This window comes from Streptosporangium sp. LJ11 (assembly GCF_051918945.1).
Classification (GTDB): Bacteria; Actinomycetota; Actinomycetes; order Streptosporangiales; family Streptosporangiaceae; genus Streptosporangium.
Genome location: NZ_JBPXMB010000002.1, coordinates 57,244 through 81,385, shown reverse-complemented (window position 1 = coordinate 81,385; position 24,142 = coordinate 57,244). Strand labels below are relative to the sequence as shown.

Below are 24,142 nucleotides of genomic sequence, written 5' to 3'. Positions count from 1 at the left end.
GGAACGGTCACCGGGACGCCGGTCCTCCCGTCTCCCCCGGCTCTCCCGCCTCCCCGGGGAGGCCCGGATCGGGCTCCCCTCGCGCGGGGCCCGTGTGGTCGCCGGCGCCGGGGGATCTCACCGGGGCCGTACCGGGACCGGCGTCCGCGACGGGTTCCGCGACAAGGTCCGGAGGCGCCTCGCCTTCGGGACGCGGGTGGTCCAGCTCGGCGACCACCGGCAGGTGGTCGGTGGCGGCCACCAGATCGGCCGGGTCGGCGTCGACCCCGCCGCAGGAGACCACGGAGAAACCCTCGACCGCGAAGATCGCGTCGATCCGCTTGTGCGGGCCCCTGGCGGGGAAGGTGAAGCCGTCGCCGCGCGGCGAGACCGGATAGCAGTCGGTCAGCCGTTCGGCGAGGTGTTGCCAGCTCGGCTGGCCGGACTGCTCGTTGATGTCTCCCGCCAGCACCGGCAGCGCGCCGAACCGGTCGGCCACCTCCCGCAGGAGCCTCACCGCCTCGTCCGCGTGGCGGCGGCGGGCGGTCTCGTCGAGGTCCAGGTGGATGGAGCCGACGGCGACCCGCCGTCCGTCCGCCTCCACCACGGCGATCGCGATGGCGCGCCGCTCCAGGGGGAAGAAGGACTCCAGGAGATGACCCTCCCCGTGCAGCAACCGCACCCCGGGACCGGTCAGTACGGCGACCCCGCCCCTGCGGCGGCCCGCGGCCACGGCCAGCCCGCCGAAGGCGGCCAGCCGCCCTCGCCTGCGGCGCCAGCACAGGAACCGGGGCGCCTCCTGCACGCAGAGCACGTCGGCGCGGAGCGCGGCGACCACCCGCCCCAGCGCCGGGACGTCATCCTTCATGGAGCGCACGTTGTAGCTGGCGATCCTGAGCACCACGGCCACCTCACTTCGCGACGCGTGCCGCGAGGATAGCCGCGCGCCGCCGGGCGTACCAGCCACCCGCTCCGATCGGCATGCTCACCGCCGGGCGTGCCGGCCGTTCACCCCGACCGGCACGCTCATCTCCGGGCGTGCCGGCCGCCCGCCCCCATCGGCATGCGGGCGGCCGTACGCGCCGGAAGCGGTCAGCGCCTGCGGGCGAGATCCGCGGCACCCACCAGACCCGCCGCCGCGCCGAGTTCGGCGCAGCGGATGTCGGCCAGCGGGCGGTGCCCCCGGCCGCTCAGATGGGTGTTGTAGAACTCGCGGGTCTCGTCGATCCACAGGTCGGCGGCACGCGAGACGCCGCCGCCGAGGACGAAGCAGCCCGGGTCGAGGACGGCGGCGAGGTCGGCCAGGCCCTGGCCGATCCAGCGGGCCATCGAGGAGAACGCGGCCAGCGCGGCCGGGTCGCCCTGCCGGGCGGCCTCGGTGACCTCCTGGCCCTCGATCTGGTCGGGCGTTCCTCCGGCGATCTCCAGGAGTTTGACGGCCTGGTCCGGCTCGGCCTCGGCGATCCTCTTGGCCTCGCTGACCAGGGCGTTCCCGCTGGCGTACTGCTCCCAGCAGCCGAGGTTGCCGCACCCGCACAGACGTCCGCCGGGGACCGCCTGCATGTGGCCGAGCTCGGCGCCCATGCCCCAGCGCCCCCGGTAGAGGGAGCCGTCGAACACGATGCCGCCGCCGATGCCGGTACCGACGGTCACGCACACCAGGTGGGTCTCGCCGCGACCGGCACCGAACCTGGCCTCGCCCCACGCCATCGCGTTGGCGTCGTTCTCCACCACGACGGGAAGGCCGACCATGTCGGAGACCTTCTTCTGCAGGGGCTCCTCGCGCCAGGCGAGGTTGGGGGCGAACCGGACAATGGACCTGGTCTCGTCGACGAACCCGGCCGCGCCGAGACCGACGGCCTCGATCTCCCGGCCCTTGGAGAGCTCCAGGATCGCGTCACCGATCGTGTGGGCGACCTGGTCCGGATTCTCCGCCGGGGTGGGCCGCAAGAGATGCTCGACGATCTGGCCGTCCTCGTCCACGACTCCCGCCGCGACCTTCGTACCGCCAATGTCCACACCGATGGTCAGCGCCATTGTCCATTCATCCTCTCCCCCTGGGCTCACCCCAGGTCGATGTGCTCCACGGGGGTGTCTCCTCGCTCGCGCTCCCGTTCCCGCTGCGCGGGAGCGGGCTTGCCGAGTCCGTCGACGGCCGACTTGAAGGCGGCGAACAGCTCGGTGCCCGCCTGCATGAGATGGTCGGTGACGGCACCGCCACCGCCCGACTCGCGCTGCGCGGCCATCGCGCGGCAGACGGGGCAGGCCCGGCAGATGTACTCCTCATGCTCCGAGACCGCCTCCTCCCACACGTCCCGCTCTCTTCTGCGGCCACCACCGGAGAACGCGCCGCCGACCCCGCTCATCGTGCCCTTGATCAGGTTCTTGCGCAGTTCCCTGGTCGCTTTCTGCTGCAGCGTGTCGAAGAGCTTGAACGCCTCCTCGGCGGCGGCGCCCAGCGGGTCCTTGCCGCCCTGGGACCGCTCGTCACGCGCTCGTTCGTCCCGTGCCCGTTCCTGTTCCCGTTCTCCGGCCGCGCTGTCCTTCTGGCGCTCCACGGACCCGGCGCGGTCGCCGGGCCGGGCCCACGGGGTCCATCCGGCCCGCTCCTCCTGCCTGGCCCGCCTGGCGCGTTCCTCGAACCACTCGGCGCGCGCGTCGCGATCGGCCTGCGCCGGACCCGAGGTCTGCTCGGAACCCTCGGCCTGCTCAGGGCCCGGGTCCGGCTCGGAGCTCGGAGCCGGCTCGGAAGGCGCGGCCTCGGCCACGGCCTCCACCTCGACCACCTCCAGGCGCGCGACCTTCTCGACGCGCTCGCCCCGCGCGGGCGTCCCGGCGTTCTCCGGCCGCTCGACGGCCTCGACCCGCACGACGGACTCGACGGACTCGACGGACTCGACGGACTCGGACGATCCGGTGCGCCCGCCCTTCGGGGACTTCCCGGCCGGGTCCGCGCTCCGCCCCTTCTGGGTCGTCTTCCCCGCGCGCCGGCCCTTCTGGGCCTTGCCGGTACCCTCGGAACCCTCGGTGCTTCCGGCGATCCCGGTGTTCTCGGTGCTCTCGATGCCCCCGGCCTCGGACGGCGGCGTCACGGCGCCGGCGGCCTTCCGTGGCTTCCTCGGCGCGCGCGGCTTCGGGGTCTTCTCTGCGTCGTTCGTGTTATCGGTCATCAGGCCCTCCCGATTCGAACCGTACCCGGAGAAACCCGTCTCGGAGCGCGGCGTCCCGCACCGACCTGCGGGCCAGCGCGGCGGGCAGGGCCAGGACCCGGCGGTAGGAACCGGCGTTGACGATCAGCTCGTCGCCCTTGCGCGCCAGATCCACCTCGTCCTTGTCCGCGAGCGGCAGGGCCAGGATCAGCTCGCCCTCGGCGGTGATCCGCAGCGGCGGGTCGACGGAGGGCGGGGCGAAGGGGTCGCCCTCGCCGTACATGGCCTCGGCGACGGCGGCGAGGGCGTCGAGGCCGACGGGCTCGGCCTCGAGGTACGGCACGGTGTGCACGGGCAGCGGCGCGAAGGACTCCCCGACCTCAGCCAGGTGCCGGGCCTGGGCCCGCACCCATTTCCGCCGCCACGGGTCGGCGCCCTCGGAGGGGAAGACACGGTTGGCGATCACCGCGTCCACCCGGTAGCCGTACAGGCTGAGGGAGGTGAGCGTGCGCCGGGCCTCGGCGAGCACGACGGCCTCGGGGGTGAGCACCAGCCGGACGCTCGCCCCGGGCCCGGTGAGCAGCTCGCGCACCTCCATCAGGCCCCGGTGGAGCCGCTCGCCCGCGCCGATCACGTGGTCTTCCGGCATGCTGACCTGCGCCAGGCGGCGGACCAGCGGGGAGATGGTGCTCAGCAGCCGCCTGCCGATGGGCAGCAACCGGTTCACGTGCCAGTCGAGGGCCTCGGGCAGGGCGAGCAGCCGGAGCGTCTCGGCGGTCGGGGCGCAGTCGATGACGATGACGTCCCACAGCCCGGTGCGCGCCTGCTCGCGCAGCTCCAGCAGCGCGATGACCTCCTCGGCGCCGGGCAGCACCGTGATCTCCTCGGCGGTCACCTCGTCGAGGCCGAGTTCGGCGAAGACGCCCCTGGCGTAGTCGCGCAGCTCACCCCACTGGCGTTCCAGCGCCCTCTGGGTGTCGACCTGGTGGAGGGAGAGACCGGGCGCGATCTCCGTGGGCTCCCCGCCGGCCCGCACGCCGAGGGCGTCGGCCAGCGAGTGGGCGGTGTCGGTGGAGACCACCAGGGTCTTCAATCCGGACCTGGCGGCGAGCGTGGCCGTGGCGGCGGCGACGGTCGTCTTGCCGACGCCGCCCTTGCCGGTGAAGAGCAGGACCCTGCTCACGCCGCCTCCCGGCGGGAGGGCGCGGGACTCCGCTCCGCGACCGCGCCGTGCCGCGCGCCCCGCTCCCTCATGGGGTCTCGACGCGCTTCTTCAGCCCCTTCAGGGCGGTGTCGATGATGACCTTCTCCGCCTTCCGCTTGATCATGCCGATCATCGGCACCTTGAGGTCGACGGCGAGCTCGTACGTCACCTCGGTGCCGCTGCCCGCGTCGGCAAGACGATAACTTCCGGTGAGCCTGGAGACCATCTTTCCCGCCTCGGCGATGCTCCAGTCGACGGACTCGTCGTCGTGCCAGGTGTAGCGGAGGGTGTACTCGTCGCTGATCACGCCCGCGTCGAGAACGAACCGGACCGTTTCCGGCCGGCCGTCCTCCCCCGTGGAGAGGACGCGCGCGGCCTTCACCTGCCCGGCCCACTCCGGGTACGAGGGGAAGTCGGCGATGACCGTCATGATGGTCGACCGGTCCGCGCCGATCGTGATGCTGGAGGTGGTGCGATCAGCCATGGGGCAACCGTACTGCTTCACGATCGTCCGCGTACGCCCGGCGGGGCCGGGCGCGGCCACCGCGCCGACGGGAGGCGGCGACACGAAGCGGACACCTCGCGTGTCCGCCGCTCCCGTCGAAGGGTCACCGCCCGGACGTCGAAGGGTCACCGCCCGGATGAGAGAGGGCGCTCTGCCGGACCGCGCGGCTACCACTCCAGGACGTAGGGGACGCCTCTGTTCCGGAAGTGCCCTACGTTGAGGCATTCGGTCCTGCCGATCCGGGTGCGGGCGGCGAGGGGCTGGTGCACGTGGCCGAAGAGGGCGTAGCGCGGCTGGGTCCGCCTGATCGCCTCCAGGGTGGCCTCGCTGCCCCGCTCGAAGCGCCGGGCGACCACGTCGTAGAGCAGTTCGGGGATCGCGGGAGGGATGTGGCAGCAGAGCACGTCGACCTCGCCGACGGCCTCGACCTTGCGGGCGAACTCCTCGTCGTCGATCTCGTGCGGCGTCCGGTACTGGGTGCGCAGGCCGCCCCCGACGAAGCCGAAACGCAGGCCGCCGATCTCCACGGTCTCGCCGTCGAGCACGTGGTGGCCCTCCCGCACGTACTCGGGCCAGTAGACCGGCAGGTCCACGTTGCCGTAGGTGAGGTACGCGGGAGTCGGCATCGCGGCGAAGATCTCGCCGTACTGCCGCCGGACGGAGCGCTCGATGTGGTCGCGCGGGTCGCCCTCCAGCGAGGCCCACAGCACGGAGGACATCGCCCGTGCCTCGTCGAACCGCTTGGCCGTGCGCAGCGCGATGAACTCCCCCGCCCGCTCGGCCCCGAAGAGCTCGGCGAAGATGCCCTGGGAGTGGTCCTCGTAGTCGACGAACAGGATCAGGTCGCCCAGGCAGATCAGCGCGTCGGCGCCGTCTCCCGCGCGGGCCAGCGCGTCGGCTCTTCCGTGCACATCGCTGACGACATGAACCCGCATGCCGGACATCCTAACTACCAATAAACAGGGACATATGTGACGAACCCAGCGAGGCGGGAACGCGACGGGACGCACGGCGCGGCCGACGGTCCGGCGCGGCAGTAGTTGCTACGGTGAAATCCCTCTTCATAACGCCTGGGTGACGAATTTACTCATGCGTAACTTATCGCGATAACTTCCAGGCAGCCCATCGATCGTGCGTCTCCAGGAGTGACCCGTGCGCGAGTACAGCGTCCCCGTGCTGGTGGATGTCCCCGCCTCCGCCAACCTCACCGACACGGTGTTCCGGCGTGCCGAGGAGGAGCCCGACGCCGTCGCCCTGCGGCGCAAGGTCGGCGACGACTGGACGGCGGTCACCGCCAGGGAGTTCCGCGACCAGGTGGCCGGGGTGGCCAAGGGCCTGATCGCGGCGGGGGTGGAGCCCGGCGACCGGGTGGCCCTGATGTCGCGCACCCGCTACGAGTGGACCGTGATCGACTACGCGATCTGGACCGCCGGGGCGGTCGGCGTGCCGATCTACGAGTCCTCCTCGGCCGACCAGGTCGCCTGGATCATCTCCGACAGCGGCGCCAAGGCCGTGTTCGCCGAGTTGGAGTCGCACGAGGAGACCGTCCGCGAGGACGCGGCCGGGCTGCCGGGTCTCAAGAACGTCTGGCGCATCGACGGCGGCGCCCTGGACGAGCTCACCGCGCTCGGCGCCGAGGTCCCCGACGGCACGCTCGCCGAGCGCAGGACCGGGCGCGGCATCGCCGACCTGGCGACCATCGTCTACACCTCGGGCACCACCGGCAGGCCCAAGGGCTGCGGCCTGACCCACGACAACCTGCTGTTCACCGCCAGGAACGTCGCGCAGGGACCGCTGGAGCGCCTGTTCGTCGTGGACGGCAGGGCGGCGCTGCTCTTCCTCCCGCTCGCGCACGTCTTCGCCCGCATCATCGAGATCGTGCTGATCGAGACCGGCACGATCCTCGCCCACACCCCCAACATGAAGAACGTCGCCCCCGACCTGCAGGCCTTCAAGCCCACGTTCCTGCTGGGCGTGCCCCGCGTGTTCGAGAAGGTCTACAACGGCGCCGAGCAGAAGGCGTCCGCCGAGGGCAAGGGGAAGATCTTCCACGCCGCGGCCGACACCGCCGTCGCGTGGAGCAGGGCGGAGTCGGCGGGCGGCGCGGGCCTGGGCCTCCGGCTCAAGCACGCCCTGTTCGACAAGCTCGTCTACCGCAAGATCCGCGCCGCGACCGGAGGCAGGCTGACGACGGCGGTGTCCGGCGGGTCCGCCCTCGGCGAGCGGCTCGGCCACTTCTTCCGCGGCGTGGGCATCGAGACCCTGGAGGGCTGGGGCCTCACCGAGACCTCCGCGCCGTCCTCGGTCAACATGCCGGGGGCCAACAAGATCGGCACCGTCGGCAAGCCGTTCCCCGGCGTCACCATCGGCATCGGCGACGACGGCGAGGTGCTCGTCAAGGGCCGCCACGTCTTCCAGGGCTACTGGAACAACGACGAGGCCACCGCCGAGGCGATCGACGCGGACGGCTGGTTCCACACCGGCGACATCGGCGAGCTCGACAAGGACGGCTACCTCCGCATCACCGGGCGCAAGAAGGAGATCATCGTCACCGCCGCGGGCAAGAACGTCGCCCCGGCCCCGATGGAGGACCACATCCGCGCCCACCCGCTGATCAGCCAGGCGATGGTGGTCGGCGACGACAGGCCGTTCGTCGCGGCGCTCGTCACGCTCGACGTCGAGGCCCTGGAGCAGTGGAAGGCCGCCAACGGCAAGGCGGGGGCGGACCTCACCGAGCTCAGCGCCGACCCGGCGATCGTCGCCGAGGTGCAGAAGGCGGTGGACGGCGCCAACAGATTCGTCTCCAAGGCCGAGCAGATCAAGAAGTTCACCATCCTCGACATCGACATCAGCGAGGAGAGCGGGCACCTCACCCCGACCCTGAAGATCAAGCGCAACATCGTGATGCGCGACTTCGCCAAGCAGGTCGACTCCCTCTACAGCTAGGGGTCTCCGCGGGCTCCAGGCACCCTGGAGCCCGCGCGGGTCTCCGGTGCGGCTCGGCGCGGCCCGGCGGCGACATGACAGCCTGCGGCTGTGATCCGCGTCGGTGTCAGGCGACGTGTCCCAGTACCAGGGCGGCGATGACCGGGCCCATGTACAGCAGGGGAAAGACGACGGTCGAGTACGAGCGCGCCCGGAGCACGGTGACGACGGCTCCGGCGAAGTACAGCACCAGGCAGATCCCGGCCAGGACGCCGATGACCGGCACGAACAGGCCGACGAGCAGGCCCGCGGCCCCCGCGGCCTTGGCCGCGCCGAGCCAGGTCCACCACGAGCGGGGGACGCCGTAGTCCATCAGCGGCTCCACGACCCAATCAGCGCGGCGGAGGAGAGAGAAGGCCGAGAAACCCACCCAGAGGGCGGCGAGGACGGTGACGACGACGGCAGTGGTGGACATGGGGACACTCCCTGGTAGTGCTTCCTTGTGACACCGATCCTGCGAGCCGTGGTTGATATCTCCGCGATGCGTTCACGATGCGCGGCCTACCGACCGGCCCGCGATCCGGCGGGGACCGTTTCGCTCGGGGTCCGGTCGGTGGCCGCAGGCGGTCGGTGACCGGGTGACGGGCCGGCCGGTGCCGCGGTTGCGCCAGATGGCGGCGGCCGACGCGGTCCGGTCTCCGGACGGCACGGGGGCATCCGGCCCGCCACGGACGTGCCTCACGGGCGGGCTCACCGACCGGTACGCGTCGCCGTACCTGTTCCCGGACTGTTCCCGGCCTGTTCCCGGACTGTTCCCGGCATCGGGACCTGCTCGCCTAGGGGGCCTCCGCGGGCTCCAGGAGGCGGGCGAAGCGGGAGGCGGCGAGGTCCCAGTTCCACTCGCGCGCCGCCCACTCGCGCCCGCGCTCCCCCATCGCACGCGCCCCGGCCGGATCCTTGAGCAGGCCGACCAGGGCCGCCGCGACCTCCTCGGGGCGGGTGCCGTCGACGACCAGGCCGGTCTCCCCGTTCAGCACGGCGTCGGGGGCGCCGCCCGAGGAACCGGCCACCACGGGCAGGCCGCTGGCGGAGGCCTCCAGGTAGACGATGCCGAGTCCCTCCACGTCGACGCCGCCCAGACGGGTGCGGCACGGCATGGCGAACACGTCACCCGCGGCGAGGTAGCCGGGCAGCTCCGCCTCCGGCACCGGGCCGGTGAGCCTCACCGAAGCGCCCATCGGCCGGGCCAGCCGTTCCAGGGTCCTGCGGTACGGGCCCCCGCCGACGATCAGGAGCACCGCGCCGGGCACGTCCCCGACCACGCCGGGCCAGGCCCGCAGGAGCGTGTCCTGGCCCTTGCGCGGCACCAGCCTGGACAGGCAGACCACCACCGGCCGCTCCCCCAGGCCGAGTCGCGCGCGCACCCGCCCCCCGCCGGCCCCCGGGTGGAACACCTCGGTGTCGACGCCGGGCGCGAGCCGCACCAGTTTGTCCGCCGCCATCACCCTGGCCAGCCGCCGGCGGGTGTACTCCCCCAGGTAGGTGACCACGTCGGCGTCCGCCCCGATTCTGGCGAGCACCCGGCGGCCGATCGGGATCCCGGCCCAGCCCGCCTCGTGGCCGTGAGTGACCATGACGACGCGACGGGCCCCGGCCTCGCGCATCCGGGGCGCGAGCAGCCCGAGCGGCGCCGCCGCCCCGAAGACCACGGTGTCGCACCCGAACTCGGCGACCAGCCCGGCGGCCCGGCGGGCGACGGCGGGCGTGGGCAGCATCAGCGAGGTCGGGTGCCGCACGACGGGGTACGGCTGGCGCAGGTCGAAGGCCGCGCTGCCGGCCCACCGGGGGGCGTAGACGACGACGGAGCCGGGCGGGCGGCGGGCGATGAGACCGTACACGAACGACTGGATCCCCCCTGCGCGGGGCGGGAAGTCGTTCGTGACGACCAGCGTGCGGCTCACGGTTCGGGGAGGCCGTTCAGCCGTGCCCAGGATCGCGCCAGGGCGATGCGCTGCGGCGTCGTGGGATGCGATGCATAAAGTACATATTCGACTAGATCTGGCGACAAATCCGAAATATTGGTGGCCGCCAGTCGTCTCTGCATGGCGACGAACGTCGCCGGGTCCCTGGTCAGGTCCAGCGCGTGCACGTCCGCACGGGCCTCGATCTGCCTGCTCACCAGGTTCTGGGCCGGTCCCGACAGGACCGTGGCCAGGCTCAGCAGCCCCATGACCAGTCCCACCGCCCTCGGGTCGCCGAGGGAGAAGATCCCCGCCCGGCGCCGTACGGCCCCGGCGGAGGTCACCGCGTAGAGCAGGCACGCCCCGAACGCCGCGCCCAGGCCGCCGACGAGCGTGCCCGACAGCACGTCGCCCGCCTTGGCGTGGCCCAGCTCGTGGGCGACCACCAGCTCGACCTCGTCGGCGGGCGCGCGGAGCAGCGTGTCGTAGACCACGATCCTGCGGGTCGCGCCGAATCCGGAGACGTACGCGTTGAGCGCGGTGGTCCGCCGGGAGGCGTCGGCGACGAGCACGTTCTCGACCGGCACGCCGTCCCTGGCGGCCATGGCGAGCAGGTCGTCGCGGAGCTGCCCGGCCTCCAGCGGCCTGAAGTCGTTGAAGACCGGCTCGATGAGCACCGGGTAGGCGAAGGAGGCGACCACGGTCAGGGCGAAGGCCCCGGCCGCCGCGGGGATCCACCAGCGCCGGTAGCGCCGCGCCAGGGCGATCACCGCCAGCACCATGATCGCGGTCAGCGCGGTGCCGATGCCGGTGCTCTTGGCCCGGTCGGCCGCCCACGCCGGCCAGGCCTGGGTGGACAGCCCGAAGTCGCGCAGGTGGCTCTCCGACCACATCCCCAGGGGCCAGCGCAGGATCGCCACGGCCACCGACAGCGCCAGCACGCCGAGGAGCGCCCGCAGCCACCAGGGCCCCGGCAGCCGGCCGGCGAGCCGCGCGCCCAGCGGGGTGGCCACCAGCACCCCCGCCACGACCAGCGTCAGGCCGAGCGACAGATAGCCGGGAAGGCTGACCAGCGCGTCGAACGTCCCGGCCCTGGCGATCTGCTCGGCGGTGAAGTCGCGGGCCGGATCGGGAACGACGGCCGGGGCCCCCTCGGGCAGCGCCCTCCAGGGCGTCATGAACGCCACGACCGCCAGCGTGACCACCCCCAGGGCGGCCAGCGCCCACCCCGCCGACCGCACGCCCGCGGGCGTGTCCGTCGTGCTCAGCGTCACGTGAGTTCCTCCCTGAGGTAGTCGCGCCAGGCTCGGGTGAACTCGTCCACCGGCAGGCCGAGCGTGCTCTCGACATCGCTACCGTAGAGCCTCACCAGGGCCTTCTCCCCGAAGCGCTCCGCGACGAACCGGCAGGCGAGCCACGCCTCCTCGTAGGCCTGCGCGAGCCTCGGCGCGCCGGGGGCGAAGTCGGCCGGGCCGGGGAGCCTGGCGGGCAGGACGCCCGAGCGCACCTCGGCGGCCAGTTCGGCGGCGGCCGTACGCACCGCGATCCCGGCGTCGCGGTAGCCCGCGTAGTCGGCGAAGCCCTCCGACAGCCACATCGGCACCCGGCCGCCGCGGGTCGCGCCGGTGGCCACGTGGGCGAGCTCGTGGGTGATCACCACGTCCCTGCCGGTCGCGGTGAGCCGGGCGTACCCCGACGGCAGGACGACCACCCGGTCCGCGGTCGCCATCGCGGCCAGGCCGCGGGTGCTCCCGGCCCCGGCGAGCGCCGCGGCCTCGGCGTCGGTGGCGGGGAAGAGGACCACCGCGGGGACCGGCCCCCAGATCGCCGCGATCGTCGCGCGGGCCCGGTCGGCCCTGGCCGCCAGATCCCGCAGGACGGCGGCCGGGACGCCGTGGCCGATCACGAGGGAGTGCTCGCCCCGGACGGTGACCGCGGCGCCCCGCCACAGGTCTCGGGGGTCGCGCGGGCTCCGGGAGGCGTACGGGACGAGGGGGCGGGGGGCGCGCGGGAGGGGTGCGGCTCCGGCCAGGAGAGGTCCCGTCCCGGCGAACGGGCCGGCGCTCATCAGCGCCAGCATCCCGGCGAGCACGGCGCGGCGCCCTTTCGGGACGGACACGAGCCGATGGTACTCGACCGGCATGGAGCGGCCCCGGTCCTCCTGGTGGAGGACCGGGGCCGCTTTTCCGTGCTCGGGCGCGTGCTCGGGCATGTGCTCGGGCGCGTGCTCCGGCGCGGGCTCGGATTCCGTACCTGGGCTCCGTGCTCACGCGCGGGTCCCGGGCTCCGTACCCGGGCTCCGTACCCGGGCTCCGTACCCGGGCTCCGTACCCGGGCTTCGTGCGGGGCTCAGGCCCCGGGCCGTACCGCTCCGGCGAAGGAGGACCTGTAGTAGCCCGCCAGCCTCACGACACGGACCGTCTTGCCGCTGCTCGGCGAGTGGACCATCCTGCCCTTGCCGACGTACATGCCGACATGACCCTTTCCACTGAAGAACAGCAGGTCACCGGGGCGCAAATTGCTCCACGAGACCTTTTTCCTGATCGACCTGTACTGGCTGTGCGTGATCCTGGGAAGGGACACGCCCGCCTTCCGCCAGGCGTACCGGACGAGCCCCGAGCAGTCGAACGCTCCGGGACCGGAGGCTCCCCACCGGTACGGATCGCCGATCTGCCTCTTGGCCGCCGAGACCGCCTTGCCGGCCCGGACCTTCTGCAGTGCCGCCCTGCTCTTCCTGGCCTTGGCCTTGACCGTGGCCTTGGTTTCGGCCTTGGCCTTGGTCCCGGTCTGAGAGGCGGTCTTCTTGGTGCTCTCGGCCTTCTCGGAGACACCGGCCACGCTGTTGACCAGTATCTCGGAGGGGCCGTCCACCGCCTGCGCCGCCGTGGACCCCAGGGTGACCGCTCCGGCTGAGGCGGTCAGGGTGAGGGCGATGCCGCCGAGGGAAAGGCGGAAAAGGCGCGACAGACGAGGGTTGTACGGGGTGGTAGACAGGATTTCTCCTTGGGACTTCCACTGATGCCTACCGGGTTAGCTGACGGATTCGGGCTTGGAAGATGCCCTACGGCACAAACGCGCCGATTCACCCCTGGCCACGCTGTATCGGGCCTTTTGGGTCCCCGGTTCCATGCCTCCTGGCTGCATAGATTCGGCGGGCCGCCGCGACGAGCCCTGCCCCCGGGTGGGGGCGCGGCGGCCGGTTGGATTTCTATAGGGACACCGGCCCGAAGACCGACATTCACCGCGACGGCGTGGCTTGCACGTCGCGACGCCAGAAGTTACCCCGATCTCCAACTTTCGGCAAAGCATTCGCCAAATTGGAAGATCTACTACCCCTCTTGATCTTCCTGTTACCCCTGCTTAATGGCTATTTATGCTATTGAGATATGACTCTCGTCACACCCTTCTCTCTAGTCCGACAAATCACGATTTATGTAATCTTCATCACACTCACCGCCGGTGGAGCGGTCCCGGACGATCCGGCCGGGTGACCTCAGCGCCTGACGCACGTGTAGGCGCCGTACATCGACTCCCGGAAGCCCGCCTCGACGATCTCGAATCCGGCGGCGTCGAGCATCGGTTCGAGCAGCCACCTGAAGGTGCTGTACTCGGTGCGCAGATGCTCGGCGTAGTCGTCGCGGGTGTAGCCCAGCGCGGGATCGCCCGCCGCGCCGTCGAGCCAGCGGCCGAGCACGGCGTCGGCGTCGGCCGGCCGGAAGTCGAAGATCAGGTCCCGCAGGCGCAGGACGCCCCCGGGCCGTACGATCCGCGCGACGCGGTCGAGCGCGACGGCCTTCCAGAAGTCGGGGAGCTGGTGGAGCGCGTGGCGGGTGTAGACCGCGTCGGCGGGCGGCCCCGCGTGCTCGTAGGACAGGAAGCCCGCACGCACGCGCTCAAGGCCGGAGAGCCCCTCCTCGGCGGCGCGGGCGCCGAGGAAGTCGTGCATCGCCGGGGAGACGTCCACCGCCACCACCCGCCGGAACCGCCGCGCCGCGGCGAGGGCGAACTGCCCCGTCCCCGCGCCGAACTCCACGACCGTCGCCGCCTCCCCCACGCCGTGCCCCGCGAGCACGGCGAGGTCCTCCCCGGGGTCGGGCCTGCCCTGCTTGCGGTCGAACCCGGCGACGAACGCGGCGTCGAGGTGCTCGGGACCGGCGTACGCGAGCTCGTCGGGCATCCACGGCTTGATCATGTCCCGATGCTGGCAGTACCGCCGTGTCCGGCACATCCGGTTTTTTCCGGCACCCCGTCACGCGCGAGGCGGGGCCGGGACCTCCCCGGCGGGAGCGCGGTCAGGGGCGGACGGCTCCGACGATGCGGCGGCCGTAGGCGGACAGCGGGACGACCTTGACGACGTCGCCGGTCTGCGGGGCGTGCACGATCTGGCCGTTGCCCGCGTACATGCTGACATGGCCGAGACCCTCGCTGAAGATGAGGTCGCCCGGCTGGAGCTCGCTCAGCGAGACCTTGCGGCTCGCGCCCCAGCTCCACTGCTCCCAGGTCGTGCGGGGGAGGCTGACCCCCCCGCTGCGCCAGGCGCCCTGGACCAGGCCGGAGCAGTCCCAGCCGCCGGGGCCCGTGCCACCGTACCGGTAGGGCTTGCCGACCTGGGCGAAGGCGAACTGCAGGGCGGCGCGGGCGTTGCCCGAGGCGGAGCCGTTGTACTGGATCCCGGCGCTCTCGGGGTTGCCCGTCCTGAAGGCGTTGAGCTCGCGCAGGATCTTCGTCTGGGCCTTGACCATCTTGTCGGCCCTGGCCTTCTCCCTGGCCAGCTCGTCACGCGTCTCGTCGGCCTCGGCCAGCGCCTTTTTCGCCTGGTCCCGGCTGGTCCGCAGCGCCTTGGTGGCCTCGTCGAAGGCGTTCAGGGACTGGGCGCGGGAGGTGGACATCTGGTCGGCGGCGGCCAGGCCGCTCAGCAGGGCGCCGGGATCGGCCTGGTAGATCATGCCTTCCCAGCCGTTGATCACGCCGACCTGGTAGGTGCTGACGGCCATCGTGACGAGCTCCTTGCGCAGCCCGGCGACCTGCTCGTTCTGGCGGGTCAGGTCCTCGTTGAGCGTGCGGTACTTCTTCCTGGCCCGCTTCCACTTCTCCGAGGCCTGGTTGTACTTCTCGACGACCTGGTCGGCCTGCTCGTTGAGCTTTTCCAGCTTCTTCTTGGCCTGGGCGGCCGTCGGCTTCGGCTCGGCGGACGCTCCGCCCATCGGCAGCGTCAGCAACGCGAGAGCGAGTCCGACCGCCACCGGTATCCGAATCAGTCCAACCGGCAAACCCGCCACGGCCACGTCAACGCCTCCCGACTGCACCAGACCTGCGGCGAATAGTACAGAAGAAGTAATGATTGACTCACCTTTTCGCCGGGTTTGCTCCTTAATTGCAGGTGAAACCCTTTACCCGCGACCGGCGGCGCCCGTCTCGCGACCGGCGGCGCCCCGGCCACGGGGGCGGTCCGCCCCGGACCCCGCCCGGTCCCGCTACCCGCAGGTGGCGATGTCGCAGATCTTGGCGGTCATCTTCCTGGCGTCACGCAGCTGAACGGCCCAGTCGCTCTTCGCGGGCTTGGCGTACTCGCCCGCCCAGAGGTAGACCAGGACGGCGTTGCCCTTCCTGACCAGCACGCTCCGCTCGCCGCCCACCCCGGCCCTTCTGCCGTAGTAGACCTGCCCGGAGATCCTCAGCGCCTCGTCGCCGAGCCCGGTCAGGCGCGAGGAGGCGTAGCGGTAGCCGGTACCCGAGTCGGTCCTGGCCCCGCACCTGGTCAGGGCGGCGCGCACCTGGGCGACGGCCGAGGCGGCCGAGGCCCGCGAACCGTACAGGACCACCTGCTCGACCTTCATGAAGTCCGGCACGCCGGTGAAGGTCACCGTCCGCGCGGCCACCCGGCCGGTCGCGGCCAGCGTGCTCCTGTCGCACGGGTTGACGGCCAGCCTGGCCTTCGCCGAGTTGCCGACCCGCCAGTTGGTCTCGGGGTCGTCGTCCTTCTTGGCGGCGTCCTTCTCGTACAGCAGGAAGCCCTTGGGGATGGCGGCCGTCGTGGCCGCCGCGGGTGTGGTGACGGTCGCTCCGGCGGCCAGGACGGCGAGGGCGAGCGTTATGATCTTCTTCATCGAATCAAACCTCCTGGGTGATCCGATGCTCGGCGACCGCGAAAGGTTTACGCGCGCCCCAGACGCCGGAGAAGAAGCACCGAGGGCACCGGCCTGGCGCCCATCCTGCGGACCGACTCGGCCACCTCGCGATCGGAGGAGACCACCGCGACCGCACGCCCCGCGGGCTCGGCGCGGACCAGCTGGCGGATCAGGTCGTCGGCGATCTGGTTCGGGGCGCTGAACATCACGCGCACCCCCCTGGGCGCCGACACCGGGACCGGCCCGTTCAGCTCGGCGCCGTCGAAGACACAGGTCAGCTCGGTGCGGGTCTGCGCGTAGAGCGCGCCGAGACCGGTGAGGAGGCGGGTGCGCTGGTCGGCCAGGGTGAACGTGCCGTAACCGGTCTTGGTCACGTTGTAACCGTCGACGATCAGGTGGATCTGCGGCAGCGCGAGCAGCTGGTCGAGCAGGGCGGGGTCGTCGTCGGCGAGCGCCCGCGCGGGAACCGCCTGGACCCCCTGCCTGCCGGGCGCCACCGAGGCCACCGAGTCGGCGGGACGGTGGATGCCCGAGGGCAGGGCGAGCTCCCTGCGCAGCCCGGCGGCGGCGTCCTGCAGCGCGTCGAGCAGCATGCGCACCTTGGTGTCCTCCACGCTGCGGCCCTCACGGGCGGCCCTGCGCGTCGACTCCAGCTGCCGCTCGGCGTCGGCCAGCCGCTCGCGCAGGCGGCGCAGCTCGCTCTCCACCGTGCTCCCCGCCGAGAGCGCGGCGGCGCGCGCCTCGTCGGCCACCTCCTGGGCGGCGGCGGCGCGCGCCTCGGCCGCCCTGGTCCGCTCACGGGCGTCGTGCAGCCTGCGGCGCAGGTCGGAGACCTCCGAGCGCGAGGTCTTGAGCTGCTCGCGCAGCCGCTCCGACTCCTCCTTGGCCGCGGTCTTCTGGGCGGCCAGCTGCTCGCGCAGCCGGGAGACCGTCTGCTCCTGCGCCGAGCCCTCGGCCGCGGCGGCCGACCGCTCCAGGTCGGCGCGGGCCGTCTCCACCATGTCCACCCAGCCGGGCGGCCGGGTCAGGTAGGCGGCCGCGGCCACCATGACGGGCTCGGCGGCCGGTGGGACCGTGCCCTCGGCGAGGCTCGCGATCAGCTCGGGCCAGCCCTCGGTCAGCGTCTCCGCGACCAGCTCGCGGAACTTCTTGTCGGTCTCCAGCTGTGCGGCGATCGGCGCCCCGCCCAGCCTGGCCCGCTTGCGGGGGTCGAACTTGGCGATCCCCTTCAGGGGCAGCGGCACCGAGGCGGCGGGCATCGAACCGAGAATCTGGGAGGCCAGCTCCACGACATGTAAGCGAACCTGCTCGGGTAACGGACGAGACAGGCCCTCTCCGGCTGAACTCATCACGGCCCCTACTCGGATCGGTCTTCACGTCAAGGGTACGGCTACCGCACCCTGACCCCGACCTGACCGTGAATCGACCGATGGCCGACGAGCCCGTGAACGCTTCATGGACAAGTGCTTGCTGGTGGGTTACGACTGTGCGGATCGCCTTGTGACGCACGCCACCCGGGAGAGCGCGATGGACGAGCCGACGAACGAGGCCGGCCGGCAGGCCGACAAGAGCATGCGGACATCGACCCGCGACCTCGAGGAGTTGCGGGAGCGGATGCGCTCATGGCTCGCCGGAAGGGTGGGCTCTCCCGTCGCCGTCTCCCCGCTGTCCCGCCCCTCGGGCAACGGCATGTCCAGCGAGACCCTGCTCTTCGACGCCTCCTGGACCTCCGCCGAGGGCGGGCACGACGTCGCGTGCGTCGCCCGGATGGCCCCGGCGAGCGAGGCGGTGCCGGTCTTCCCCGGCTACGACCTCGGCAGGCAGTACGAGGTCATGCGGATGGTCAGGGAGCGGGCGGGCGTGCTCGCGCCCCGGGCCCTGTGGTACGAGCCCGACCCCGGGCGGCTGGGCGCCCCGTTCTTCGTGATGGAGCGGCTCACCGGCGACGTGCCGCCGGACGTGATGCCCTACACCTTCGGGAGCTGGCTGCTGGACGCCTCCCCCGCCGACCGCGGCCGGCTGCAGCGGAGCAGCGTCGAGATCCTGGCCGCGCTGCACGACGCCCCGTTCACCGCCGAGGAGCTGCGCCCCCTGGAGACCCCCGGGACGGGCGGGACGGCGCTGCGCAGGCACGTCGACGAGCAGCGGGCCTACTACGAGTGGGCGCACGGCTCGATGCCCGTCCCGCTGCTGGAGCGGGCGTTCGGCTGGCTGGAGGAGCACTGGCCGGCCGATCCGGGGCCCGACGTGCTGAACTGGGGCGACGCCCGCATCGGGAACGTGATGTACCGCGACTTCACCCCGGTGGCGGTGCTCGACTGGGAGATGGCCGCGATCGCCCCCCGCGAGCTGGACATCTCCTGGATGATCTTCCTGCACACCTTCTTCCAGGACATCACCGAGTTCATGGAACTGCCGGGGATGCCCGACTTCATGCGGCGCGAGGATGTCTGCCAGACGTACCACGAAATAACGGGATACAAGCCCCGGGACATGGAGTTCTACGAGACGTACGCCGCCCTCAGGCACGGCATCATCATGGCCCGCGTCCGGCAGCGCCAGGTCCACTTCGGCGAGCAGGCCATGCCCGACGACCCCGACGACCTGGTGATGCACCGGGCCCTCCTCGAACGGATGCTGGACGGGAGTCACTGGAGCTGAGGCCCTCCGGAGGCCCTCACGGGCCCCGGAGGGCGCGGGTTCTCCCGGCACCGGCGCGCACCGGCCCGGGGAGGGCCCGGTGCGGTAAATGTCGGTCGGGGCTTCTATGGTCGTGAATCGTGGACTACGCCGTGCAGGGAACACTCGACGAGCTGGGCACCCCGCTCAGCCAGATCACCTTCGTCGTGTTCGACCTGGAGACCACCGGCGTCTCGGCGGGCGAGCATGCGATCACCGAGATCGGGGCGGTCAAGGTCAGGGGTGGCGAGGTGCTCGGCGAGTTCGCCACCCTGGTCGACCCCGGCTCGCCGATCCCGCCGTTCATCTCGGTGCTGACCGGCATCACCGACAGCATGGTGGTGGCGGCGCCGAGGATCGAGTCGGTGCTGCCGTCCTTCCTGGAGTTCGCCGCGGGTTCCACCCTGGTGGCGCACAACGCGGGCTTCGACCTGGGGTTCGTCAGGGCGGCCTGCGCCGCGCACGGCTATCCCCCACCGGCCCACCAGGTGGTCGACACCGTCGACCTGGCCCGCAAGCTGCTCACCCGCGACGAGGCGCCCAACTGCAAGCTGTCCACGCTCGCCAAGATCTTCAGCCACACCGAGCCCTGCCACCGGGCGCTCGCCGACGCGCGGGCCACCGTCGACGTGCTGCACGCCCTGCTGGAGCGGGCGGGCTCCTTCGGGGTGCAGACGCTGGAGGAGCTCAAGGGCTTCGTCCGCGCGCCCACCCCCGAGCAGCGCCGCAAGCGGCACCTGGCCGACTCGGTGCCGGCCGGCCCCGGCGTCTACGTGTTCGAGGACGAGGGCGGCGACCCGCTCTACGTCGGCAAGAGCACCAACCTGCGCAACCGCGTGCGCAGTTACTTCACCGCGAGCGAGACCAGGCCTCGCGTCCGCGAGATGATCGGCATCGCCGCGCGGGTCAGGTCGATCGCCTGCGCGACCTCGCTGGAGGCCGAGGTCAGGGAGCTGCGGCTGATCGGCTCGGCCAAGCCCCGCTACAACCGCAGGTCGCGCTTCCCCGAGAAGATGTTCTGGCTCAAGCTGACCGACGAGCCGTTCCCCCGCCTGTCGGTCGTCCGCGAGGTGAGGGACGACGAGGCCTCCTACCTCGGCCCGTTCAACAGCACCCGCGCCGCCGAGGACGCCCGCACGGCCCTGCACGAGACGATCCCGCTGCGGCAGTGCACCGAGCGGATCACCCCGCGCACCAGGCGCTCCGCCTGCGCCCTCGCCGAGATCGGGAGGTGCGGGGCGCCGTGCGAGGGCCGCCAGAGCCCCGGCGAGTACGCCGTGCACGTCGTGGCGGCCCGCCGGGCGATGGAGCTGGACGCCGCCCCGGTCTTCTCCGCGATCGAGGCCAGGATGGAGCGGCTCGCCCTCGACCAGCGCTACGAGGAGGCCGCGGCCGACCGCGACCGGCTCGCCTCCTACGTCCGCACCTCGGCCCGCATGCAGCGGCTGCGGTCGCTGACCGCGATCTCCCAGATGGTCGCCGCCGCCCCCCTGCCGGGCGGCGTCTGGGAGATCCACGTCATCCGGTACGGGCGGCTCGCCTCGGCCGGGGTGATGCCGAAGGGCGCCCACCCCACCCCGTTCGTCGAGGCGCTGACCGCCACCGCTGAGACGGTGCCGCCGGGCCCCGGGCCGGTCCACGCGGCCAGCGCCGAGGAGACCGAGTGCGTCCTGCGCTGGCTGGAGACCCCCGGGGTGCGGCTGGTGCAGGTCGAGGGCACCTGGAGTCTGCCCGTCTCGGGCGCGGGGCGGCTCAAGGCCCGTATCGACCGCGCCTACCAGACGGCCGAGCCGCGCCGGGCGCGCGAGGGCCGCCCGCTGCGCTGATAGCTTCTGAGACGAAATGCCGCACTCAACGAGGAGGAAGCTCGTGGTCACCGCGATCGTTCACATCAACGCCGAGGTGGACCGGATCTCCGAGGTCGCCCAGACGGTCGCCGAGATCGACGGGGTGAGCGAGGTCTACTCCATAACCGGGGAGTACGACCTGCTGGCCATGGTCCGCGTCCCCGCCTACGAGGAGATCGCCGAGGTCGTCCCCGGCCGGATCAACAAGGTGGACGGGGTGCTGCACACCGAGACCCACGTCGCCTTCCGGGCCTACTCGCGGCACGACCTGGACGCCGCCTTCTCGATCGGCCTCGGCGAGTCCGACTGATCCTCACCCGGGCCGGCACCCGGGCACGGCCCGGCGGATCCGGCGGGGGCCGTCTCACCCGGGCCGGCGGAGCCCGGACGCGGCCCGAGGCGCGCCATGACGGTGACGTCACCCTCGCCGGTACGGCCGCCGGCCTCGCCCGCGGTGGGCAGCCGCGCCCGCACCTCGAACCCCCCTCCGGGCAGGGTGCCGGCCGCCAGCGTCCCTCCGAAGAGGGCGGCCCGCTCGCGCATGCCGAGCAGACCGTGCCCCGCGGCCGCCGTGGGGACGGTCCTGCCGTCGTCCCGTACGAGAACGTCGAGGAGACCCGGCCGCCAGCGCAGCGTGACGCGGGCCGAGCGGGCACCGGCGTGCCGCAGGGTGTTGTCGAGCGCCTCCTGGACGATGCGGTAGGCCACCAGTTCGAGGGCGAGCCCGACCTCGGCGGGCCTGCCGTCCTCGACCACGTCCACCCGCAGGCCCCGCGCCCTGACCCCGGCGAGCAGGTCGCGCAGGTCGGACAGCCTGGGCTGGGGCGTCCTGCCGGCCGGGAGACCGTCGAGGTCGAGCAGCGCCAGGGTGCGCTGGAGCTCGACGAGTGCCTGGCGCCCCGACTCCTCGGCCACCCTCAGGGTCTCCCTGGCCCGCTCGGGGTCCTTGTCCATGATCATTCGCCCGGCGCCCACCCCGAGCGTCATCATGCTGATCCCGTGGGCGACGACGTCGTGCAGTTCGCGGGCGATGCGCGCCCGCCTCCGGGCGAGCTGGGCGCCGGCCAGCGCCTCCCCCTGGTCGGCGAACCTGGCCTCCCAGGACCTGAGCCTCAGCAGCAGGAGCCTGCGCTCCCGCACCAGGCCCGCCACGGCCACGCACAGGACGAGCGCCGCGCACGACAGCAGGATGGGGAACATCTGCCCGGTCAGGAGGTCGGCACGCCACATGGCCGCAATCTAGAACGGCCACCCGGGGCGATACATCCCCTCGTGGGCGGATCTTGCATCCGCCCACGAGAGGAGGACCTCCGGCACCGGGACGGCCCGGCACACCGTGGCGACCCCGGCCGCCCGGCCGGGACACCTCCGGCCATCCGGGACGACGACGCCGGGACGGCCTTCGCGAGCGAGGCGGCCGGGGCCTCGCCCGGACCCCTCCCCGACGGAGGTCAGGACGGCTTCAGGGCCCGGCTGACCTCGATCCAGCGGTCGAGGGTCTCGGCCGCGGCACCGGAGTCGACGGCCTTCGTCGCGCGCTCGTACCCCGCGGCCATCGCGGCGTTCAGGTCGTCACCGGCACCGTCGTCCGCGCCCTCGCCCGCGCCGTCGAGGGCGACCAGCGCGGCGGCGGCGTTCAGCAGCACCGCGTCGCGGACCGGCCCCGTCCTGCCGCCGACCAGGTCGCGGACGGCCTGGGCGTTGAACACCACGTCCCCCCCGCGCAGCGCGTCGGGCGCCGCCCTGGGGATGCCGAGGGCTGACGGGTCGAAGACGACCTTCTCGAGGGCGCCCCGGCGCACCACCCACACCGTGGAGGTCGTGGCGATGGTGAGCTCGTCCAGCCCGTCGTCGCCCCTGAAGACCAGCGCGGAGGCCCCGCGCTCGGCGAAGACGCCCGCGACGGTGGGGAGCATCCCCGCGTCGAAGATGCCGATCGCCTGGGCGGCGGGCCTGGCCGGATTGGTCAGCGGGCCCAGGAAGTTGAAGATCGTGGGGACGCCGAGCTCCTTGCGCGTGGGGCCCACGAAGCGCAGCGCCGGGTGGTAGACCGGCGCGAAGCAGAAGGCGATCCCCGCCTCGACGGCGACCCTGGCGGTGTCGGCCGGGGCCAGATCGAGCACGATCCCGAGGTGTTCCAGGACGTCGGCGGCGCCGCAGGAGGAGGAGGCGGCCCGGTTGCCGTGCTTGACGACCCTCGCCCCGGCGGCGGCGGCCACGATCGCGGCCATGGTGGAGACGTTGACGGTGTGGGCCCGGTCGCCGCCGGTGCCGACGACGTCGACGACGGGGCCCTCGACCGACAGCGGGGTGGCCCGCTCCAGCATCGTGCGCGCCAGGCCGGTCACCTCCGCGACCGTCTCGCCCTTCGCCCTCATCGCCACCGCGAAGCCCGCGATCTGGGCGGACGTGGCGGAGCCGGACATGATCTGGTTCATCGCCCAGGCGGCCTCGTCGGCCGTCAGGTGCTCGCCCGCGATCAGGGCGGATAACAGCGCGGGCCAGGTGGTGCGCGCGTCCATGGAGGTCTCCAGGGGGGTTTCCGGGGGGCTACCGGGCGGACAGGCGGGTGGACAGGCGGCGGCGCATCAGGTCGGCGACGGTCTCGGCGAGGACGACCGGGTCGATCGGCTGCGGCACGACGGCCTCGGCCCGCGACCACTCGGCCAGCCAGCGGTCGTCGCGGCGGGCGATCAGCAGGCAGATCGGCGGGCAGTCGTGGACCTCGTCCTTGGCCTGGCGGGCCACGCCCATGCCGCCGGCGGGCTGGGCCTCGGCGTCGAGCACGGCGACGTCGATCTCGCCGGAGTCGAAGTGCTGGACGACCTTGGCGTGGGTGGCGCACTCCACGATCTCCACGAGGGGCACGTCGCCGGCGGGGCGGCGGCCGATCGCCTGCCGCACCTTCTCGCGGGTGCTCGCGTCGTCGCTGTAGACGAGGACCCTCATCTTGTCGTCGGTGCTCACGGTCGCGCTCACTATCCCTCGTCGATGTATGGTCACCTGGGATGCTACCGGTCAGCCGGTCCGGAGACCCAGGCCGGAGCCGAGGGCGAGCGAATTGCCCCATACGTCCACTTTGGGGGGACGTGCGCACCCGCTATCGGGGGGTCGTGCGGCGACCCGAGCAGGAGAGCCGCAATAATGCTGCCCGTGGCGACAGCATCCGCAATTTCAACGACGACGACAGCACACTCGTCCCGCAGACCCGATCTGGTCAGCGTCGGGACGATTGTCTGGCTGTCCTCCGAGCTCATGTTCTTCGCGGCGCTGTTCGCGATGTACTTCACCATCCGGTCGGTGAGCATCGGCCAGGGCCTGCCCTGGCCCGAGGCCCATCTGAACGTCCCGTTCGCCCTTGTCAACACGATCATCCTGGTCCTGTCGAGTGTGACCTGCCAGCTGGGCGTGTGGGCGGCAGAGAAGGGCCAGGTCGCCAAGCTGCGCTTCTGGTACGTCGTCAGCTTCCTGATGGGCGCCGTGTTCGTGGGCGGCCAGCTGTACGAGTACAGCCAGCTGGTCCACGAGGGGCACACGCTGTCGCACTCCGCGTACGACTCCGTGTTCTACCTGACCACGGGCTTTCACGGCCTGCACGTGACCGGTGGACTGATCGCGTTCCTGTTCATGCTGGGACGCACGTACGCCGCGAAGCGCTTCACCCGTGAGCAGGCGACCAGCGCGATCGTCGTGTCCTACTACTGGCACTTCGTCGACGTGGTCTGGATTGGCCTTTTCGTAACCATCTATGGCATTCACTAAGGA

At 72.2% G+C, this 24,142-nt stretch carries 23 protein-coding genes and 1 riboswitch; of the genes, 5 read left to right on the top strand and 18 right to left on the bottom strand.

Features of this window, described 5'->3' with window-relative positions:
* Window positions 1-7: 7 nt before the first annotated feature.
* The 6 genes from ACTOQ3_RS02945 to ACTOQ3_RS02920 form a co-directional block, all read right to left on the bottom strand.
* Complete coding sequence (locus ACTOQ3_RS02945) at window positions 8-880, bottom strand: endonuclease/exonuclease/phosphatase family protein (protein ID WP_440081838.1); 873 nt, start codon at window positions 878-880, stop codon at window positions 8-10.
* Between the two features lie 191 nt (window positions 881-1,071).
* On the bottom strand, window positions 1,072-2,016 hold the full coding sequence (locus ACTOQ3_RS02940) for an ROK family glucokinase (protein ID WP_440081836.1): 945 nt from the start codon (window positions 2,014-2,016) through the stop codon (window positions 1,072-1,074).
* Window positions 2,017-2,042: 26 nt separating this feature from the next.
* Complete coding sequence (locus tag ACTOQ3_RS02935; RefSeq protein ID WP_440081834.1) at window positions 2,043-3,149, bottom strand: hypothetical protein; 1,107 nt, start codon at window positions 3,147-3,149, stop codon at window positions 2,043-2,045.
* Window positions 3,139-4,311 (bottom strand): ArsA family ATPase, encoded by a 1,173-nt coding sequence (locus ACTOQ3_RS02930; RefSeq protein WP_440081832.1) that lies wholly within the window; start codon window positions 4,309-4,311, stop codon window positions 3,139-3,141. The genes ACTOQ3_RS02935 and ACTOQ3_RS02930 overlap by 11 nt, the downstream gene beginning before the upstream one ends.
* A gap of 67 nt (window positions 4,312-4,378) precedes the next feature.
* Window positions 4,379-4,816 carry an SRPBCC family protein gene (locus tag ACTOQ3_RS02925; RefSeq protein ID WP_440081830.1) on the bottom strand — a complete coding sequence of 146 codons (438 nt, stop codon included), beginning with the start codon at window positions 4,814-4,816 and terminating at the stop codon, window positions 4,379-4,381.
* Window positions 4,817-5,004: 188 nt separating this feature from the next.
* Window positions 5,005-5,772: a metallophosphoesterase family protein gene (locus tag ACTOQ3_RS02920; protein WP_440081829.1), complete on the bottom strand. Its 768-nt coding sequence runs from the start codon at window positions 5,770-5,772 to the stop codon at window positions 5,005-5,007.
* Between the two features lie 217 nt (window positions 5,773-5,989).
* On the opposite strand from ACTOQ3_RS02920, the gene ACTOQ3_RS02915 reads away from it, so the two are divergent.
* Window positions 5,990-7,783, top strand: a complete 1,794-nt coding sequence (locus ACTOQ3_RS02915) for an AMP-dependent synthetase/ligase (RefSeq protein ID WP_440081827.1) — start codon at window positions 5,990-5,992, stop codon at window positions 7,781-7,783.
* Window positions 7,784-7,889: 106 nt separating this feature from the next.
* Here the strand turns inward: ACTOQ3_RS02915 and ACTOQ3_RS02910 are convergent, their stop codons facing one another.
* The 9 genes from ACTOQ3_RS02910 to ACTOQ3_RS02870 all read right to left on the bottom strand — a co-directional run bounded on the left by ACTOQ3_RS02910 (window position 7,890) and on the right by ACTOQ3_RS02870 (window position 17,140).
* The gene (locus ACTOQ3_RS02910) at window positions 7,890-8,237 is read right to left on the bottom strand and encodes a DoxX family protein (RefSeq protein ID WP_440081826.1); all 348 of its coding nucleotides are present in this window, start codon (window positions 8,235-8,237) and stop codon (window positions 7,890-7,892) included.
* Window positions 8,238-8,598: 361 nt separating this feature from the next.
* Window positions 8,599-9,723: a glycosyltransferase family 4 protein gene (locus ACTOQ3_RS02905; protein ID WP_440081825.1), complete on the bottom strand. Its 1,125-nt coding sequence runs from the start codon at window positions 9,721-9,723 to the stop codon at window positions 8,599-8,601.
* Entirely contained in the window at window positions 9,720-10,997 is a 1,278-nt protein-coding gene (locus ACTOQ3_RS02900) for a M48 family metallopeptidase (RefSeq protein WP_440081824.1), read from the bottom strand. The genes ACTOQ3_RS02905 and ACTOQ3_RS02900 overlap by 4 nt, the downstream gene beginning before the upstream one ends.
* Window positions 10,994-11,842 (bottom strand): hypothetical protein, encoded by an 849-nt coding sequence (locus tag ACTOQ3_RS02895; RefSeq protein WP_440081822.1) that lies wholly within the window; start codon window positions 11,840-11,842, stop codon window positions 10,994-10,996. Before ACTOQ3_RS02895 ends, ACTOQ3_RS02900 begins: the two co-directional genes overlap by 4 nt.
* 230 nt (window positions 11,843-12,072) lie before the next feature.
* Window positions 12,073-12,594 (bottom strand): C40 family peptidase, encoded by a 522-nt coding sequence (locus ACTOQ3_RS02890; protein WP_440081820.1) that lies wholly within the window; start codon window positions 12,592-12,594, stop codon window positions 12,073-12,075.
* A 133-nt stretch (window positions 12,595-12,727) separates the two neighbouring features.
* A riboswitch (cyclic di-AMP (ydaO/yuaA leader) is annotated at window positions 12,728-12,887 on the bottom strand.
* Between the two features lie 329 nt (window positions 12,888-13,216).
* The gene (locus tag ACTOQ3_RS02885; RefSeq protein ID WP_440081819.1) at window positions 13,217-13,915 is read right to left on the bottom strand and encodes a class I SAM-dependent methyltransferase; all 699 of its coding nucleotides are present in this window, start codon (window positions 13,913-13,915) and stop codon (window positions 13,217-13,219) included.
* A gap of 100 nt (window positions 13,916-14,015) precedes the next feature.
* Window positions 14,016-14,966: an NlpC/P60 family protein gene (locus ACTOQ3_RS02880; protein ID WP_440081818.1), complete on the bottom strand. Its 951-nt coding sequence runs from the start codon at window positions 14,964-14,966 to the stop codon at window positions 14,016-14,018.
* A gap of 231 nt (window positions 14,967-15,197) precedes the next feature.
* Window positions 15,198-15,830: a hypothetical protein gene (locus tag ACTOQ3_RS02875; protein ID WP_440081817.1), complete on the bottom strand. Its 633-nt coding sequence runs from the start codon at window positions 15,828-15,830 to the stop codon at window positions 15,198-15,200.
* A gap of 47 nt (window positions 15,831-15,877) precedes the next feature.
* Complete coding sequence (locus ACTOQ3_RS02870; protein ID WP_440081816.1) at window positions 15,878-17,140, bottom strand: NYN domain-containing protein; 1,263 nt, start codon at window positions 17,138-17,140, stop codon at window positions 15,878-15,880.
* 238 nt (window positions 17,141-17,378) lie between these two features.
* Between ACTOQ3_RS02870 and ACTOQ3_RS02865 the strand changes: the two genes are divergently transcribed.
* The 3 genes from ACTOQ3_RS02865 (at window position 17,379) to ACTOQ3_RS02855 (ending at window position 20,687) form a co-directional block, all read left to right on the top strand.
* Window positions 17,379-18,512, top strand: a complete 1,134-nt coding sequence (locus ACTOQ3_RS02865; protein WP_440081815.1) for a phosphotransferase family protein — start codon at window positions 17,379-17,381, stop codon at window positions 18,510-18,512.
* A 119-nt stretch (window positions 18,513-18,631) separates the two neighbouring features.
* On the top strand, window positions 18,632-20,356 hold the full coding sequence (locus tag ACTOQ3_RS02860) for a DEDD exonuclease domain-containing protein (RefSeq protein ID WP_440081814.1): 1,725 nt from the start codon (window positions 18,632-18,634) through the stop codon (window positions 20,354-20,356).
* Between the two features lie 43 nt (window positions 20,357-20,399).
* Window positions 20,400-20,687: an Lrp/AsnC family transcriptional regulator gene (locus ACTOQ3_RS02855; protein WP_440065255.1), complete on the top strand. Its 288-nt coding sequence runs from the start codon at window positions 20,400-20,402 to the stop codon at window positions 20,685-20,687.
* Here ACTOQ3_RS02855 and ACTOQ3_RS02850 read toward each other — a convergent pair.
* The 3 genes from ACTOQ3_RS02850 to ACTOQ3_RS02840 all read right to left on the bottom strand — a co-directional run bounded on the left by ACTOQ3_RS02850 (window position 20,630) and on the right by ACTOQ3_RS02840 (window position 23,326).
* A complete protein-coding gene (locus ACTOQ3_RS02850) occupies window positions 20,630-21,607 on the bottom strand; it encodes a sensor histidine kinase (protein WP_440081813.1) in 978 nt (325 codons plus the stop codon). The two genes, ACTOQ3_RS02855 and ACTOQ3_RS02850, sit on opposite strands and share 58 nt — an antisense overlap.
* A 221-nt stretch (window positions 21,608-21,828) precedes the next feature.
* Window positions 21,829-22,899, bottom strand: a complete 1,071-nt coding sequence (gene trpD, locus ACTOQ3_RS02845) for an anthranilate phosphoribosyltransferase (RefSeq protein WP_440081812.1) — start codon at window positions 22,897-22,899, stop codon at window positions 21,829-21,831.
* 28 nt (window positions 22,900-22,927) lie between these two features.
* Entirely contained in the window at window positions 22,928-23,326 is a 399-nt protein-coding gene (locus tag ACTOQ3_RS02840) for a hypothetical protein (RefSeq protein ID WP_344917239.1), read from the bottom strand.
* Between the two features lie 195 nt (window positions 23,327-23,521).
* Here ACTOQ3_RS02840 and ctaE point away from each other — a divergent pair, with 195 nt between their 5' ends.
* Window positions 23,522-24,139: an aa3-type cytochrome oxidase subunit III gene (gene ctaE / locus ACTOQ3_RS02835; RefSeq protein ID WP_440081811.1), complete on the top strand. Its 618-nt coding sequence runs from the start codon at window positions 23,522-23,524 to the stop codon at window positions 24,137-24,139.
* The last annotated feature ends 3 nt before the right edge of the window (window positions 24,140-24,142 follow it).

Coding starts and splice junctions, on each gene's coding strand:
- ACTOQ3_RS02940 (WP_440081836.1), bottom strand. CDS start 2,016: ATGGCGCTGACCATCGGTGTGGACATTGGCGGTACGAAGGTCGCGGCG.
- ACTOQ3_RS02935 (WP_440081834.1), bottom strand. CDS start 3,149: ATGACCGATAACACGAACGACGCAGAGAAGACCCCGAAGCCGCGCGCG.
- ACTOQ3_RS02925 (WP_440081830.1), bottom strand. CDS start 4,816: ATGGCTGATCGCACCACCTCCAGCATCACGATCGGCGCGGACCGGTCG.
- ACTOQ3_RS02920 (WP_440081829.1), bottom strand. CDS start 5,772: ATGCGGGTTCATGTCGTCAGCGATGTGCACGGAAGAGCCGACGCGCTG.
- ACTOQ3_RS02910 (WP_440081826.1), bottom strand. CDS start 8,237: ATGTCCACCACTGCCGTCGTCGTCACCGTCCTCGCCGCCCTCTGGGTG.
- ACTOQ3_RS02885 (WP_440081819.1), bottom strand. CDS start 13,915: ATGATCAAGCCGTGGATGCCCGACGAGCTCGCGTACGCCGGTCCCGAG.
- ACTOQ3_RS02875 (WP_440081817.1), bottom strand. CDS start 15,830: ATGAAGAAGATCATAACGCTCGCCCTCGCCGTCCTGGCCGCCGGAGCG.
- ACTOQ3_RS02865 (WP_440081815.1), top strand. CDS start 17,379: ATGGACGAGCCGACGAACGAGGCCGGCCGGCAGGCCGACAAGAGCATG.
- ACTOQ3_RS02850 (WP_440081813.1), bottom strand. CDS start 21,607: ATGTGGCGTGCCGACCTCCTGACCGGGCAGATGTTCCCCATCCTGCTG.
- trpD (WP_440081812.1), bottom strand. CDS start 22,899: ATGGACGCGCGCACCACCTGGCCCGCGCTGTTATCCGCCCTGATCGCG.
- ACTOQ3_RS02840 (WP_344917239.1), bottom strand. CDS start 23,326: ATGAGGGTCCTCGTCTACAGCGACGACGCGAGCACCCGCGAGAAGGTG.
- ctaE (WP_440081811.1), top strand. CDS start 23,522: ATGCTGCCCGTGGCGACAGCATCCGCAATTTCAACGACGACGACAGCA.